The organism is Soonwooa buanensis (assembly GCF_900167905.1).
In the GTDB taxonomy this organism is placed as follows: domain Bacteria; phylum Bacteroidota; class Bacteroidia; order Flavobacteriales; family Weeksellaceae; genus Soonwooa; species Soonwooa buanensis.
The window spans coordinates 38,977-53,668 of record NZ_FUYZ01000002.1; the positions used below are offsets into that span (position 1 = coordinate 38,977).

At 34.2% G+C, this 14,692-nt stretch carries 13 protein-coding genes and 3 tRNA genes; 9 read left to right on the forward strand and 7 right to left on the reverse strand.

Features of this window, described 5'->3' with window-relative positions; genetic code table 11:
* Positions 1 to 40: 40 nt before the first annotated feature.
* The 4 genes from B5X62_RS03390 to B5X62_RS03405 form a co-directional block, all read right to left on the reverse strand.
* Positions 41 to 1,753 carry a peptide MFS transporter gene (locus B5X62_RS03390; RefSeq protein WP_079665994.1) on the reverse strand — a complete coding sequence of 571 codons (1,713 nt, stop codon included), beginning with the start codon at positions 1,751 to 1,753 and terminating at the stop codon, positions 41 to 43.
* Between the two features lie 184 nt (positions 1,754 to 1,937).
* On the reverse strand, positions 1,938 to 3,608 hold the full coding sequence (locus B5X62_RS03395; RefSeq protein ID WP_079665995.1) for a peptide MFS transporter: 1,671 nt from the start codon (positions 3,606 to 3,608) through the stop codon (positions 1,938 to 1,940).
* A 159-nt stretch (positions 3,609 to 3,767) separates the two neighbouring features.
* A complete protein-coding gene (locus B5X62_RS03400; RefSeq protein WP_079665996.1) occupies positions 3,768 to 4,415 on the reverse strand; it encodes a hypothetical protein in 648 nt (215 codons plus the stop codon).
* Between the two features lie 68 nt (positions 4,416 to 4,483).
* Positions 4,484 to 6,613 carry a S9 family peptidase gene (locus tag B5X62_RS03405; RefSeq protein ID WP_079665997.1) on the reverse strand — a complete coding sequence of 710 codons (2,130 nt, stop codon included), beginning with the start codon at positions 6,611 to 6,613 and terminating at the stop codon, positions 4,484 to 4,486.
* Between the two features lie 128 nt (positions 6,614 to 6,741).
* Between B5X62_RS03405 and B5X62_RS03410 the strand changes: the two genes are divergently transcribed.
* The 3 genes from B5X62_RS03410 to mtaB all read left to right on the forward strand — a co-directional run bounded on the left by B5X62_RS03410 (position 6,742) and on the right by mtaB (position 8,856).
* Complete coding sequence (locus B5X62_RS03410; protein ID WP_079665998.1) at positions 6,742 to 7,218, forward strand: hypothetical protein; 477 nt, start codon at positions 6,742 to 6,744, stop codon at positions 7,216 to 7,218.
* A gap of 4 nt (positions 7,219 to 7,222) precedes the next feature.
* Positions 7,223 to 7,417 carry a DUF6496 domain-containing protein gene (locus B5X62_RS03415; RefSeq protein ID WP_079665999.1) on the forward strand — a complete coding sequence of 65 codons (195 nt, stop codon included), beginning with the start codon at positions 7,223 to 7,225 and terminating at the stop codon, positions 7,415 to 7,417.
* A gap of 83 nt (positions 7,418 to 7,500) precedes the next feature.
* Positions 7,501 to 8,856, forward strand: a complete 1,356-nt coding sequence (gene mtaB / locus B5X62_RS03420; RefSeq protein ID WP_079666000.1) for a tRNA (N(6)-L-threonylcarbamoyladenosine(37)-C(2))-methylthiotransferase MtaB — start codon at positions 7,501 to 7,503, stop codon at positions 8,854 to 8,856.
* A gap of 71 nt (positions 8,857 to 8,927) precedes the next feature.
* Here mtaB and B5X62_RS03425 read toward each other — a convergent pair whose 3' ends face one another.
* Complete coding sequence (locus tag B5X62_RS03425; protein WP_245797143.1) at positions 8,928 to 9,557, reverse strand: hypothetical protein; 630 nt, start codon at positions 9,555 to 9,557, stop codon at positions 8,928 to 8,930.
* 160 nt (positions 9,558 to 9,717) lie between these two features.
* On the opposite strand from B5X62_RS03425, the gene B5X62_RS03430 reads away from it, so the two are divergent.
* A complete protein-coding gene (locus B5X62_RS03430; RefSeq protein WP_079666002.1) occupies positions 9,718 to 10,161 on the forward strand; it encodes an RNA-binding S4 domain-containing protein in 444 nt (147 codons plus the stop codon).
* A 17-nt stretch (positions 10,162 to 10,178) separates the two neighbouring features.
* Here the strand turns inward: B5X62_RS03430 and B5X62_RS03435 are convergent, their stop codons facing one another.
* Positions 10,179 to 10,697 carry a shikimate kinase gene (locus tag B5X62_RS03435; RefSeq protein WP_079666003.1) on the reverse strand — a complete coding sequence of 173 codons (519 nt, stop codon included), beginning with the start codon at positions 10,695 to 10,697 and terminating at the stop codon, positions 10,179 to 10,181.
* A gap of 119 nt (positions 10,698 to 10,816) precedes the next feature.
* Between B5X62_RS03435 and B5X62_RS03440 the strand changes: the two genes are divergently transcribed.
* The 3 genes from B5X62_RS03440 (at position 10,817) to B5X62_RS03450 (ending at position 11,127) form a co-directional block, all read left to right on the forward strand.
* Positions 10,817 to 10,889 (forward strand) — tRNA-Lys (locus B5X62_RS03440).
* Between the two features lie 50 nt (positions 10,890 to 10,939).
* Positions 10,940 to 11,022: transfer RNA gene (locus B5X62_RS03445), tRNA-Leu, on the forward strand.
* A 32-nt stretch (positions 11,023 to 11,054) separates the two neighbouring features.
* Positions 11,055 to 11,127, forward strand: a tRNA-Lys gene (locus B5X62_RS03450).
* A gap of 118 nt (positions 11,128 to 11,245) precedes the next feature.
* Here B5X62_RS03450 and panC read toward each other — a convergent pair.
* Positions 11,246 to 12,094 carry a pantoate--beta-alanine ligase gene (panC, locus tag B5X62_RS03455; RefSeq protein WP_079666004.1) on the reverse strand — a complete coding sequence of 283 codons (849 nt, stop codon included), beginning with the start codon at positions 12,092 to 12,094 and terminating at the stop codon, positions 11,246 to 11,248.
* A 223-nt stretch (positions 12,095 to 12,317) separates the two neighbouring features.
* On the opposite strand from panC, the gene B5X62_RS03460 reads away from it, so the two are divergent.
* Together B5X62_RS03460 and B5X62_RS03465 are read left to right on the forward strand one after the other, a co-directional pair.
* Positions 12,318 to 13,088, forward strand: coding sequence for a glycogen/starch synthase (locus B5X62_RS03460; protein ID WP_079666005.1), 771 nt, complete (start codon positions 12,318 to 12,320; stop codon positions 13,086 to 13,088).
* 15 nt (positions 13,089 to 13,103) lie between these two features.
* Positions 13,104 to 14,681: a DUF4270 family protein gene (locus B5X62_RS03465; RefSeq protein ID WP_079666006.1), complete on the forward strand. Its 1,578-nt coding sequence runs from the start codon at positions 13,104 to 13,106 to the stop codon at positions 14,679 to 14,681.
* The last annotated feature ends 11 nt before the right edge of the window (positions 14,682 to 14,692 follow it).

Genomic DNA, 14,692 nt, shown 5'->3' on the forward strand with positions numbered 1-14,692 from the left:
CTCAGAGGTTTTTAAGATTTATTGTTGAATTAGATTTGGTCTAGTTAACACCATGCATCATTTTCTTCAATTTTGGAGAAATTAATGCTAATAAAACACCTGCAATACCACAAAGGATAACGAATACCATGAAGAATTCGTACAAGTTGTGGATTGTAAAGCCCGCAAATGTTGTATATTCTGTTGGTAAATGCATTTCACTAAACTTAGCCGTTTGCTCTGGCGTTAAAGTCACTTTTTTATCAAGGACATCTTGCAAGTTGACACCTACTTTTTCTTGAGCCATTTTAAATTTGTCACCTGTTGCAGGAAGTATAGATCCTAATGTACCAGCAAGGGCGTAACCTGCAGCATTCGAAATAAAGAACACTCCGTAAAGTAATGATGCGAATCTTTTTGGAGATAGTTTTCCTACCAAAGATAAACCAATTGGAGAAAGACAAAGCTCACCACAAGTTTGGATGAAATATAGTAATACTAACCATTTGATAGCAAGTAATCCATCGTTACCTAAGTCTTTTACATTATGCGCAATGATGAAATAACTTACTGCGATTAAGATAAGTCCCATCGCTTGTTTCAGTGGAGATACAGGTTCTTTGCCTTTAGCTCTCAATTTGTCCCAAAGAATACTGAATGGTACCGCAAGCATTACAACGAAAATCCCGTTAAAGATTTGTACCATCGAAGCAGGCATTTGCCATCCGAATAAGAATGTTCTGTCCGTTTGGTTATCAGCGATAAAGGTTAATGAAGATCCAGCTTGTTCGAAGGCTGCCCAGAAGAAAATAATAAAGAACGAAACAATATAGATTACTAAAATCCTTTGCGTTTCTACCTTCGTAAGGGCTTTGTCTAATAGAATTAATATCGCTAATGATATACCAGAAGAGTAGATAATTGGATAAATAATTCCTTTAACTAAGGTTCCTATTTCGAATTTTGAAAACCAAATTTCGTCAACCGATAGATATCTGAATGTGAAGAATAACACGATGAATAGTACTAAAGAACCTAATAAAGCGCTAGATGCAAATTTAGCAGATTCGTTTTCAGCATCTTTTACATCAGACTTTTTAGGAATGTCTCCAATTGGTTTTCCTTCTGGATCAACAACATATTTGTTTTTAAGAATGATAAAAGTAACTGTTCCTAAAACCATTGCGATACCAGCAGCTAGATAACCCCATTTGAAAGCGTGTACATCTCTTTGCCCATCAACCACAACGTCTGCAATAAGTGGTACAAAATATTGGCTTAATAATGCACCAATGTTGATACCCATGTAGAAAATCGTGAAAGCAGAGTCTAGTTTGCTTTTTTCTTGTGCAGGATAAAGACTACCAACCATTGATGAGATATTTGGTTTGAAAAATCCATTACCAAAAACAATCACCAATAGACCTAGCCAAAATACAGTTTTCGAAGTGTCTAGCGAGCTTTCGAAAGTTACAGCACTATAAAACAATAAGAATTGTCCAATCGCCATTAAGCTTCCTCCAAGGATGATACAATATCTGTTTCCTAAATATTTGTCAGCGATAAAACCGCCTAATAGTGGTGTTAAATAACATAATGCTAAAAATCCACCATAGATAATAGAAGCATTCGATTCTCCTAACATTAAGGAGTTAACCATAAACAAGGTTAAAATTGCACGCATTCCGTAGAAGTTAAAACGCTCCCACATTTCTGTGCTAAATAAAACCCACAGCCCCTTAGGATGCCTTTCTTTGGCCTGTACTGTATCCATATTTTTTATTGTTAAATTTTTGTTAAGACTGACAAATATAGCTTTTTTTTGAAAATGGCATGACGATAATCATAAAAAGATGCTGTTTTTTGATGCTTTTCTAAACTTTGTTCCGTTTTTGAATTTTATTAAACAAAAAAATCTCCACATTGCTGCAGAGATTTTTATATTGATTGTCAAAGGATTAGTGTCCTTTTTCTTTCATGATTTTGTTAAGACGTTTTAACATCGAGAGTCCTAATAAAGTTGCAAAAATTAACAATGCAAAGTTGACTAAAAAGTAGTTGGCTTTATTCTCATAGTTGTACCAAGTACTTGCCAAGATTCCCGAAAGCTTGTTCCCGACAGAGTTTGCAAGGAAAAAACCTCCCATCATTAAAGCTGTTAATCTTGCAGGCGATAATTTAGAAACAAAAGATAATCCCATCGGAGAAAGACATAATTCGCCGACAGTAATAACGCCATAAGATGCGAATAGCCAAAGTGCGGATACTTTTACAAGGCCATTTTGTCCAGCATAGACGGCGCCTACCATAACCAAACATGATAACGCAGAAATGAAAAGTCCTAAAACGATTTTAGATGGTGTCAGCGGTTCTTTTCCTTTTCTTCTCAAAAGTGCCCAGAAACCTACAACGACAGGTGTTAATACAATTACCCAAAATGGATTTATAGATTGGAAGAGCTCTGTGTTGTAAAGAAACACATTGTTGTCATTTTTTGATTCAAGTTTGGTTTTTTCTTCATTGGAAATATTACGGAAATAAATGTCTTTTCCTTGTTCTTTTAATGCTGAACCATCTTCGGCTTTTTGAGAACGGAATTGATCATCGTAAACGTTAACATCTTTAGTTTCGTAACTTTTTTCTTCAACTAAAAATAAAGCTGCCAGAGGTTTTTCTACAGATTCTGATACCGAGCGATCTGTATAATAATTTGCCCATCTTGTTAAAGCGGTTCCGTTTTGTTTGAAAACTGCCCAAAAGAACATACTTACCAAAAATATTGATAGCAATGCTCCGATTGATGGTTTCTCAAGTGGATTGGCTTTAAGATAAAGTGAAACATAAAAGTAAATAACTGGTATACATGCGAAAATAAATGCATCAGTATTGGTGCTACCAAAAATGTTGCTTCCGAAGATCATTGTCGGTACAAACCAACCAACAACACCCGCGATAATCGCAGGACCAAAAACTTTTAAAAGAATTTCTGAAAGTTTGGTATCGCCTTCTTGTACGGGCTTCATCTGTGCTGCATGGATGTAATGTTTTCTACCAATGGTGAAAATAACAAGACCTAGCAACATCCCAACACCTGCGGTGATAAAGGCTTCGCCCCAACCGAATTTGTTTCGCATAAAAGCGGCGATAATGTTACAGATAAAAGCCCCAATATTAATTCCCATATAGAAAATATTGTAACCAGAATCCTTGTTTGCTTTGTAAGGTTCTTCCGAATAAAGATTTCCTAAAAGTGTAGAAATAGTCGGTTTGAAGAAACCATTTCCAATAACAATTAAGGCTAAAGAAGTGTAGAAAAAAGGTTTATCTGTAAAAACGCCTAAGCCAATATATCCAGCAGCCATTAAGATTCCGCCGAGATAGATGGATTTAATATAACCTAAAACTCTGTCAGCCAAAAAGCCTCCAATAAAAGGTGTTAAGTAAGTTAATGCGATAAAAGTTCCAAAAATATCATCTGCATCTTTATCAGGAAAGCCAAGTCCGCCACCAATACCTTGCGGCTCGATGAGGTACAAAACAAAAATTCCTAATATCAAATAGTAGCCAAATCGCTCCCACATTTCGGTAAAGAAAAGATAGGGAAGCCCTTTAGGATGCTTGCTCTTCATAATTTTATTTTTTCAAATTTTTCAAAAATAAGATTTTTATTCGATAGATAATGTAAATATTAACTTCAAATTTAATTTTGTTTAACAATTAATTTTAAATAAAAACAGCTTCCAAGTCGTAGAAAGCTGTCTGTTTTGTAAATTATGAATGCTAAGTTGTTATTTTTCAAACGCCGATTTTGAAGCTTCGTAATACTCATTAATTCGTTTAATCATTTCTTGTCGACCATCTTGTATTTCTGCGATCACTTTGGGATCTTTTGTTTCTAATAATTCTAGCAATTCGCAATATCGCTCTACCACAGGTTGTTTTTTATAGGTCTTGTCGTATTTAACCAAATAGGTGTAAGGTTCTTTTTCGTAGTAATCAATTGCCATTTTTAAAACTCGATGGTAGTTTGCTACATCAGCTGATAAGAATAAATACGAACTTTCTTCAAGCATATTTGCAGTTTCATCGTTGTTGAAATGTCCTAAAGTCGAAGCGTTAAAATCTGCCGCGCGCAATTGTGTTAAATAATACAAAAATCCGCTTTCGTTATATTTTCCTTTCTTATAATAGTCGTTTGCTTTTGCGATGTAAGCGCCAGGGTAATTTTCCTTATCCAGTTTTTTGGTTTCTTCAAATAGTTTTTTACTGTCAAACTCAACAGTTTTTTTATGCGTTTTGATGGAATCTGCTGCATCAACGAGCCTTTTGTAATAAAGAATATAATCTAACTCATCATTGCCTGTTGGTTTTGTCTGGGCAAAATAAGAGTGTCCAAAAATTATAAGGCTAAGTATTAGCAATGTTTTTTTTATCATTTTTTGAGGTTTAAAACAAATCTAAATAAAAAAAATCCGACTTCAAAAGTTGAAATCGGATTTTTGTTTTATAAATTTTCCAAAATATAATTGGTCATTTTTTCGTAAAGTTGAGGTCTTGTTTGTCCACCGTAGATGCCATGGTTTTTGTCAGGATAAGCCATAAAATCAAATTGTTTTTTATTCTGAATTAAAGCTTCTGAAAATTCCATCGCGTTTTGAAAGTGTACATTGTCATCGGCTGTACCATGGATCATCAAGAATTTTCCTTTCAACAATTTAGCATAAGTTGTTGGCGAGTTAAGATCATAACCATCTTTGTTTTCTTGCGGTGTTTGCAAAAATCTTTCGGTGTAGATCGAGTCGTAATATCTCCAGTTGGTAACTGGCGCAACAGCAATTCCCATTTTGAAGACGTCAGCACCTTTTGTCATCGCTAAACTTGCCATATATCCACCGAAACTCCATCCGAAAATTCCTATTCTAGATTTGTCAACATAAGATTGATTGCCAAGCCATTTTGCTGCGGTAATTTGATCTTCGATTTCGTATTTACCAAGTTGCTTGTAAGTTGACTTTTTATAAGCAGTTCCTTTGTAACCTGTACCACGACCGTCAACACAAACGATTAAATAACCTTTTTGCGCTAACATTTCGAACCAAATTCCATTTCCGCCGTCCCACGAGTTAGATACTTGTTGAGAACCTGGACCAGAATATTGGAACATGAAAACCGGATATTTTTTGTTAGGATTAAAATCTTTCGGTTTGATCATCCAAGCATTCATTTGGTCGCCAACAGCATTTGGGATGGTTAAGAATTCTTTAGCTAAGAAGTTGTCTTTCTTTAATTTATCAAGTTGCTCGTCATTGTTTTGTAGTTCTTTAACCGTCTTTCCATTACCATCTTTTAAAACATATTTAAATGGCATTTTAGCAGTAGAAGTCGTGTTGATAAAATAATTGAAATTCTTACTGAAATCCGCTTTGTTACTACCTTCTTTCTCTGAAATAATCTCAGTTTTTCCAGAGTTGATATTTAATTTAGAAACAACTTTATTGATGCTTCCGTTTTGTGTAGTTTGTAGAAAAACTTCTTTAGATTTTGGATTGTAACCATAGTAATCTGTGATTTCCCAATCGCCTTTAGAAACTTGTTTTTTAAGTTTTCCGTTGGTGTCATACCAATATAAATGGCGATGTCCGTCGCGCTCAGATGCCCAAAGGAAAGAATTGTCATCCAAAAATTCCATGGTTAGATTGTCGGTTTCTATCCAAGCTTTATCGGTTTCCGAAAATAATTTTTGAACCGATGCATTTTGCGTGTTAATCTTTAATAAATCAACTTTATTTTGATGTCTGTTAGACGTTGCTACGATAATTTCGTTGTTGGCGTTGGTTTGGAAAATCTGAGGAATATAGTAGTTTTCAAAACTTCCTAAATTAAGTGTAGACAATTTTGAAGCTGCTAATTGATACAAATGTGCCGTAACGCTAGAGTTTTCTTCACCAGCTTTTGGATATTTGTAAGTCATCAATTTCGGATACAAATTGTTGTTGTATAACGGAATATTAATTTCTGGGACTTTAGTTTCATCAAATCTTACAAAAACAATCGCGTCGCCAGCTTTGTTCCATTGATAATAATCTGGATGTCCAAATTCTTCCTCATAAACCCAGTCGCCAGGACCGTTGATGATTTCGTTTTTCTTACCATCAGTCGTTATTTGCGTGATTTTTTGAGTGTTTAAATCTTGATAAAATAAATTATTATCAGCGATAAAAGCGACTTTGGATCCGTCAGGAGAAAATTTTGGTTCTTGTACCCATTTGCCATTGTTTAAGCTAACAACTTTTCCGTCTTTTAGATTTTTAACATCGAATTTTCCTAAAAATGAATGTCTGTAGATCGGTTCGCTTTCTTTTAGAAGTAAAATTTGAGATTCGTCATCAGAAAAAGTGTAAGATTCAAAATTACCATCAACGATATTTCCTGATTTTGTCGATGTTTTATAAGAATATTTTGCGATTCCACCTTTTTCAATCGTTGCATAATTTTCGCCATCTTTCAGCGAAGCAATTCCAGCAATGCCTTTTCCTCTGTAGTAACCAGAATATATTTTGTCTAATGTAATTTCTTGTGCTTTAACATTATAGAATGCTGCAATCACCAAACTGGATAGTATTATCTTTTTCATTATAAATAATTGGAATTAACTTTCGTAAAGATACAGATTTTGGCAATATATTAAGGATTTGTAAATGCTTTTCCGCAAGTCTTGGCAACATTCTTGTATGTTTTTAAAAACACCAAAAATAATTTACTATGGAAAATACTGATATTAGAAGTCGCCTTACAAAGTTTGAATTTGACAATGAAGTACTTTATACCAAATTTAATTCTTATGCTGAGGCAGAACAATTTGCAAACGAAAACAACGGAAAATTAACGGAAGTTGGTTTTTTGGACGGTAATGATAATCCTGTATTTGACGATTCTGCTGGTTTAATTGCTAAAAAAGATTATTTCGCAGCAGAACCTAACCCGAATTATGAGATTATCCACTCGGGAAATCCTTTATTCAAAGAGCTTGTTGCAAAATATGTTAAAAGAGATTCCGAAATTAGAGATAAAAGTGTTGAAGAAGAATTATTGTCAGATTCTGATTCTTTAATCTCTGAAGATGGTGTTTTTGTGATTGATAAAAAAGGTGAAATCCAGAAGGTAACTTCAAGAGAACGTGTACGTTATTTGATGCACACCAAAGTTTACGAACTTGGCGTTTTAATTCCTAAATCTTAAAAAAATGACAACTCGAAAATATTCCAAAAAAGCGCAAGAGAAAATCGGCGAAGTGATGCACGAGTTTAAAGAAGGGAAATTGAAATCTAGCTCCGGCAAAAAAGTAACTGATAGAAAACAAGCGATTGCTATTGGTATTTCGGAGGCTCGTGATGAAGGATTGAAGGTTCCAAAAGATTCTACAACCAAGAAAAAATAATTTAAAAGTCAACTTTAGTTGGCTTTTTTTGTGTCTAATCTCATTTTGCGACTATTATAATTTATTAGTAATTTTGCAGCCTTATGACAGAACGAAATCAACAGCCTAACACGGTGGCTTTCCATACTTTAGGTTGTAAACTTAATTTTGCAGAAACTTCTACAATCGCTCGTCAATTGACTGACGCGGGTTATGATAAAGTGGAGTTTGATCAAGCAGCAAAAGTCTATATTATTAATACATGTTCGGTTACCGAAAATGCAGATAGAGAATGTAAGCTTCACGTAAAGCGCGCTATGAAAGCTAATCCAGAAGGTTTAGTAGCCATTATTGGATGTTATGCACAGTTGAAGCCCGAAGAAATTTCAAATATCGAAGGTGTCGATTTGGTACTTGGTGCCAAAGAAAAATTTAATATTTTAAGTTATCTCAACGATTTAGAGAAGTCTGAAAGCTCGGCTGAGGTTCATTCTTGTGAGATTGATGAAGCAGATTTCTTCATTGGATCATATTCGATTGGAGACAGAACGCGTGCTTTTCTAAAAGTGCAAGATGGTTGCGATTATAAGTGTACTTATTGTACAATTCCGTTAGCTAGAGGGATTTCTAGAAGTGATACCATCGAAAACGTTGTTAATAATGCCAAAGAAATTGCTGCTAAAGATATTAAAGAAATAGTTTTGACGGGGGTTAATATTGGCGATTACGGAAAAGGTGAATTCGGCAACAAAAAGCACGAGCATACTTTTTTGGATTTAATTTCAGAATTGGACAAAGTTGAAGGCATCGAAAGAATTAGAATTTCTTCTATTGAACCGAATTTGTTAAAAGACGAAAGCATTGATTTGGTGTCAAAAAGTAGAAGTTTTGTGCCGCATTTCCATATTCCGTTGCAATCAGGAAGCGATGAGGTTTTAAAGAAAATGAAACGTCGTTATTTGACGAATCTTTATCAAAATAGAGTTTCGAAAATTCGTGAAGTGATGCCTGATGCTTGTATTGGTGTTGATGTTATCGTTGGTTTTCCAGGTGAGACCGAAGAAAAGTTTATGGAAACTTATAATTTCTTGAACGATTTGCCAATAAGTTATCTTCATGTTTTTACTTATTCTGAAAGAGAAAATACAGAAGCAAGTGATATGGATGGTGTCGTGCCAATCCCAGAACGTAAAAAGCGTAACAAAATGCTTCGTATTTTATCAGAGAAAAAGAAAATGGCTTTTTATCAAACGCAATTAGGTAAGACTTTGCCGGTTCTTTGGGAGCATGAAAACAAAAATGGCTTTATGTATGGTTTTACAGAGAATTATGTTCGTGTTAAAAAAGCATTTGATATCAACTCTGTTAATCAAATAGAAATGTTAAAACTAACGAAGATCGATGACGAAGGTGTTGTAGCAGTAGAGGCTGCTTTCGAAGATTTCTTAGCAAAGATTTAAAGTTAAACTTTAGATAAATAAAAAAGAGAGTCAAATATTTGACTCTCTTTTTTATGTTTTAAAACCAAAAATTAAGGTTTTGGTCTTGTAATACTTTTATAAACTTGGAAGTTGAAAACCATTGTTCTATTTCTAAGTGACGCGGAAGGATAAGATGGAGCTTGGAAGTAGCTGTTTCTAGCAAACGCAGCTCTAGAAGGTACAATTATCACTCCTTGTAAATTGGGTGTAACTGAGTCATCTATTTCGCATGAATTAAAATGCTGTAAAGCTTCGTGAAAACCAGCCATCTGATATACATTGCGGTCGGTGTTATTATGGTCAGCCATAAATTTTTCGGTTACATAATAATAAAGTGGATCTACTTGAGGATTGCCACTTCCATAGATATCATTAGAGAATAGAAAACCATATCTGAATTTAACTTCATTATCTTCATTAGTCGCCCAATATGCTGTGGTAGTGCTCATTATCCTGATGCTATCAGTCGCTGCAATTGGTTTGCCTTGTAAGGGTTGTGCATCAGGTCTTTTAATAATGATAGTACCGTTAGATAGAGTTTCTTTAGGGTAAGTTGAAAGTTTAGTTTCATTATCATCATCAGTACTTGTTGTACTAAATGTCTTAATATTACCTTGTGCATCGAAATAGCTGTTATCTAGAAACTTGGTAATCGCTTGGTCATCGTATTGATTTTGCACATCAATTGTTGGCTCCGTATAGACTGGAGCGTCATCTGCATTGTCTTTCTTACAGCTCTGTAGTGCAAGCGCACATACTGCAAAACCGAATAATATTTTTTTCATTTTTGAATTTAATCTTAAATTGCCGATTATTTAACGGAGCAAAAGTATAAAAAATATGCGAATTGATAAATTTTTGTGGAGTGTTCGATTTTATAAGACAAGAAGTATTGCTGCTGACGAGATCAAAAAGAATCGTGTAAGCATTGGTGCATCGCCTGTAAAGTCTTCTAAAGAGGTGAAAGTTGGCGATATTATAAAAATTAGAAAAAATCAAATCGATTATAAAATTGAAGTTTTACAAATCCCCAAAAGTAGAATTGGTGCTAAGTTGGTGACTTTGCATGTTATCGATAGAACGGATAAAGAACAATACGAAATTTTGAAAATGCGTCAAAGCTCTCAAAACTATTACAGAAATAGAGGAGAAGGGCGACCAACTAAAAAAGATCGACGAGAGATTGAAGGCTTCTTAGATGTGGAAGGAGACGAAGAAGAATTGATGGATGAAGAATCTTGGGATCAGTTTTTCACAGAAATAAAAGAAGACGAGGATAATTAATTCTCGTCTTCTTGTTTTTATCTTATATCTAAAGTCGCAATAATCTCATCAACTATTTCTTCTGGTGACTTATTATTTGTGTTTATTGTGAAATTTGCTTGTGAGTAAAAAGTATTTCTTTCAAAAAGATGTTTTGCAATAAACTCTGGAAGTTCTTCATCGGATAATCTTGCAATGAGTGGGCGTTTTGCCTTTTGTCTTAACAATCTTTCCGCTAATGTGCCAACAGAAGCTTGTAGAAAGACACTTTTCGACTTTTGGTTGATGAGTTCCATATTGTTGTAATAGACAGGAGTGCCGCCACCAAGACTCAAAACAATATTATCATCAAGTTTTAATATCTCTTCAAGAATTGATTTTTCTTCCTTCCTAAAGAAGATTTCGCCACGCTCAGCGAAGATTTCGGAGATTTTTTTCTGATGTTTCAAAATTATTTGCTGATCAAGGTCAATTAATTTGAAATTTATTTTCTGGCTTAAGAGTTTGGAAATGTGTGATTTTCCGCTTCCCATGTAGCCGATAAGGGAAATTATCATGTTTTTATTTTCAACAAATTTCGAAAAAAATTTTGAGAATCAAAAAAAAGCTATATCTTTGCACCACTAAAAACAAGGGATGTTACTCGAATATGATAACGCAACTTGTTGAAGTGGCCGACTCGGTAGCTCAGCTGGTAGAGCAATACACTTTTAATGTATGGGTCCTGGGTTCGAATCCCAGCCGGGTCACTAGCTTAAAAAATTTGAAATAAAGATTTAGTCTTTAGCAAAGATTTTAAGCCTGCGTGGTGAAATTGGTAGACACGCCATCTTGAGGGGGTGGTTTCCTAAGGATGTGCTGGTTCGAGTCCAGTCGCAGGCACAAGCAAAAAATTAGAATAAGCATTTATTCAAGACTCGGTAGCTCAGCTGGTAGAGCAATACACTTTTAATGTATGGGTCCTGGGTTCGAATCCCAGCCGGGTCACAAATTTACCTCATAGTAAATTTTTTTCATATTAATATTTTGTGATTTGGTGTTTAGAAGCCTCCTGAATAAGGAGGCTTCTATGTTTTTATACCTATTGCAAAAAAAACATCTGGACTTAATCCAGATGCATATTATCAATTAATCTTACCTTGCCAACATTAACAACGATAAAGGCGCGATAATTTTTGTCTTTATAAAAGAAGTCTGTTTCTTTCAAGGTTTCTTCGTCTGCAATTAAAAAATATTCGAGTTCCATACCTTTTTGGTTTTCGAAAATTTCTTCGACGCGATTTTTAATTTCAGGAATTGTAATAACTCGGAACCAATCATTCACTTTTTTTAAAGTTTGATAAATAATGGTCGACGCATTTCTTTCTTCTTCGCTAAGGCGCATATTTCTCGAGCTCATCGCGAGACCGTCATCTTGTCTGTGGATTTTAACACCATGTATTTTTACAGGAAGTTTAAGATTGTCCACCAAAGCTTCGATAATTCTTAGTTGTTGAAAATCTTTTTCTCCAAAATAAGCATTGTCAGGCTGCACTTGTTCAAATAATCTTTCGATAACTGTTCCTACACCATCGAAGTGTCCTGGCCTTGCCGCACCTTCCATTTCGTTTTCCAAACCATTGAAGTTGTAATGTTTGCTTTCAAGGTTGTCAGGATAAATGTCTTCTACAGAAGGAACGTATACTGCATCTACTAATCCAGAATCATCCAGTTTTTCGATGTCTTTTTCTACGGTTCTTGGATATTTTTCGAGATCTTCAGGATTGTTAAACTGTGTCGGGTTTACAAAAATTGAAGAAATAACTAAGTCATTTTCTTTTCTAGCTTCTTTATAAAGCGAAATGTGTCCATCGTGTAAAGCGCCCATCGTTGGTGCAAATCCGATGCTTTTGTTTTGTTTTTTAGCTTCAGATACAAATTGTTCTAATTCGGCTCTGTTATTTAGGATTTTCATAATCTTGTTAAAATTGAATGTAAAATTATAAAATGTATCTGTACGAAAGTTTTTTATTTGTTAAAAATTTATAAAATTAAATGTTAAATGCTTGATTTTGTGCGCATATAAGTGAGTTGGTTGACCAAATCGTGCTAAAATTTATTAAAATAAAACAATTGCAATAAATTTTTGTAATTTTGCAAAATAAAGTGTTTATACTTTTTAGACAATAAAATATATTATGCCGAATCAAAAGATTTTGTACGTTACAACAGAGATGTATCCTTACCATGAAGATTCTAACATGGGTAACATGGTCCACCAGATGGCTCTGAAAATGCATCAAGAAGGTAACGATGTGAGGGTTTTCATGCCAAGGTTTGGACAAATTAGTGAAAGAAAATTCCAACTACATGAGGTTATTAGGCTTTCAGGGATGAATATTATCATCAATGACCTAGATCAACCTTTGATTATTAAAGTAGCGTCGTTACCGGGAGAAAGACTTCAGGTTTACTTTATCGACAACGAAGAGTATTTCAAAAGAAAGCAATTGTATTTTGATGACGAAGGAAAAGCTTTCGAAGATAACAACGAAAGAGCAGTTTTCTTTGCTCGTGGTGTTATCGAAACAATCAAAAAACTTAACTGGGTGCCAGATGTAATCCATATCAATGGATGGATGGCTTCTCTTATTCCTATTTACTTAAAAACATTTTATAAAGACGATACATATTTTAACGAGACTAAGTTAGTTTTGTCTCTTTATAACGAAGAAAATTCTGAACTAGGAAGCAATAGTAAAGAAATTCTAACTTTTGATAATATTACAGAACTTACATCGTTAGATAATCCAAGTTTCTTAGGCTTTGTTAATGATAGTATGAACTATGTTGATGCTATTGTAAAAGGAGACGAATTTTTAGTAGAATCTTTAGAAGAGGCTTATGGACAAGCGTCGGCTGAGAAATCTGATTATCTAAGTGTAGATGCAATCGCGCAACTATATTAAATCGAAAAAACAAGAATGATAAATAAATTAAAAAGCCTAATTACATTAGGAAGTGCTTTAGTATTGACTTTGGCTGTTGTTAGTTGCGAATCGGATTTGGATAATCTTGGGGAGCAATTGTTTGATGGGAATAGTGCAGAAGGTGTTGAAACGGCTTATAGTATCGTTGGATTTAATCATACTTATGGAGATGTTATAAGAACTGATGCTGGTAAATTAGGTTATGGAACTTTAGGAGCTTTCACAGAGCCAGTTTTCGGGATGCAAAAATCGTCTTATGTCAGTCAAGTACGTATGTCTACAGATAACGCTGATTTTGGTAGTAATGCTGTTTTGGATTCTGCAGTGTTAGTTATTAATCCGTTATACGAGAAAGATTCTGTTACAACAACAACCAAAGATGATTACATTTATCCGATCGGAAATGTAGACGCAAAAAAAGTTGTTAATACTTATCCTGTTTCTAAATATGGGAAATATTATATAGGAGCCAGTAGAGCGGGCTTTAAAATTAATGTTAGGGAGGTTAACGATTTCTTAGGTGCTTATGCTGATGAAAAATTATCAAACAAAGCCGTGAATGTTTCTTCTACTGTAATTGGCTCAAAAGATTTTGATGGTAATGTCAATTCTGTTGTAATTACTAAGAAATCCGATAATTCTGAGTTGTTGAATACAGAGGTTGGTTTAAGGATTCCTTTGGATAAAGACTTTTTCCAAACTAAAATCATCGCTAAAAATAAGCAGCCAGAATTAACGAGTGCCGCTAACTTTATTAGATATTTTAAAGGAATTCAAATTTCCGTCGAAGAGAATGATGGTTATATTTTTAAATTTGATCCTTCTTTAGTTGCTATTAAATTATATTACAAAAATGACGTAACAGCGACAGATGGCACAGTAACCCGAAGTGAGTTGATGGAGTATGATTTGAGTTTAGGTGGCGTTAACGCGAAGTTTAACCAAATTGAATACAACAGAACAGGGACGCCTTATGCTGATGCAATTGCTGGTATCACCGAAGCTGGACAATCACAATTATTTGCTCAAGGTATGGGAGGAAGCGGCCTTACGGTTAGAATTCCTGCTCAGACTGTTGCTACTTTAAGAGATTTATATAAAAATCAAAAAACGGGTATTGTAACAGCTAAAATTAGATTATATACAGATGAATCTATTTGGAAAAATACGTTTGCAAAACCTTCTTATTTTACAGTTAAGGAAAAAGATGCTACAGATTTCTTAAGTGACATGTCTGCTTTAGCTAATACAACTTATACACTAATAAGACCCTATAATTTAGATAAAGATGATGCATATTACGATATTGGTATTACAAAAACCTTAAAAGATATTATAGAACAAGCTAAAGAACCAAAAGATTTAATTGTTGATTTAGGAGGTTATTTATCAAGCTCATCAACAGGATTGATGTTGGGGGTAGATAACACGGATCGTGCCTATACACCTAATAGAATTGTATTAAAAGGTACAGATGCAAATAATGTTGGGAAAGAAATTCCAGCTAATCTTCTTAAGGACTACAAAAATATTCAGTTAAGAGTAGCTTATTCAAAAAAAATAATAAAATAAATTAATAACAC

Excerpts from the sequence above, each read along its gene's own strand:
- B5X62_RS03400 (WP_079665996.1), bottom strand. The coding sequence starts at position 4,415 with ATGATAAAAAAAACATTGCTAATACTTAGCCTTATAATTTTTGGACAC.
- B5X62_RS03460 (WP_079666005.1), top strand. The coding sequence starts at position 12,318 with ATGCCGAATCAAAAGATTTTGTACGTTACAACAGAGATGTATCCTTAC.
- B5X62_RS03435 (WP_079666003.1), bottom strand. The coding sequence starts at position 10,697 with ATGATAATTTCCCTTATCGGCTACATGGGAAGCGGAAAATCACACATT.
- B5X62_RS03430 (WP_079666002.1), top strand. The coding sequence starts at position 9,718 with ATGCGAATTGATAAATTTTTGTGGAGTGTTCGATTTTATAAGACAAGA.
- B5X62_RS03405 (WP_079665997.1), bottom strand. The coding sequence starts at position 6,613 with ATGAAAAAGATAATACTATCCAGTTTGGTGATTGCAGCATTCTATAAT.
- panC (WP_079666004.1), bottom strand. The coding sequence starts at position 12,094 with ATGAAAATCCTAAATAACAGAGCCGAATTAGAACAATTTGTATCTGAA.
- B5X62_RS03410 (WP_079665998.1), top strand. The coding sequence starts at position 6,742 with ATGGAAAATACTGATATTAGAAGTCGCCTTACAAAGTTTGAATTTGAC.
- B5X62_RS03395 (WP_079665995.1), bottom strand. The coding sequence starts at position 3,608 with ATGAAGAGCAAGCATCCTAAAGGGCTTCCCTATCTTTTCTTTACCGAA.
- B5X62_RS03390 (WP_079665994.1), bottom strand. The coding sequence starts at position 1,753 with ATGGATACAGTACAGGCCAAAGAAAGGCATCCTAAGGGGCTGTGGGTT.
- mtaB (WP_079666000.1), top strand. The coding sequence starts at position 7,501 with ATGACAGAACGAAATCAACAGCCTAACACGGTGGCTTTCCATACTTTA.
- B5X62_RS03415 (WP_079665999.1), top strand. The coding sequence starts at position 7,223 with ATGACAACTCGAAAATATTCCAAAAAAGCGCAAGAGAAAATCGGCGAA.
- B5X62_RS03465 (WP_079666006.1), top strand. The coding sequence starts at position 13,104 with ATGATAAATAAATTAAAAAGCCTAATTACATTAGGAAGTGCTTTAGTA.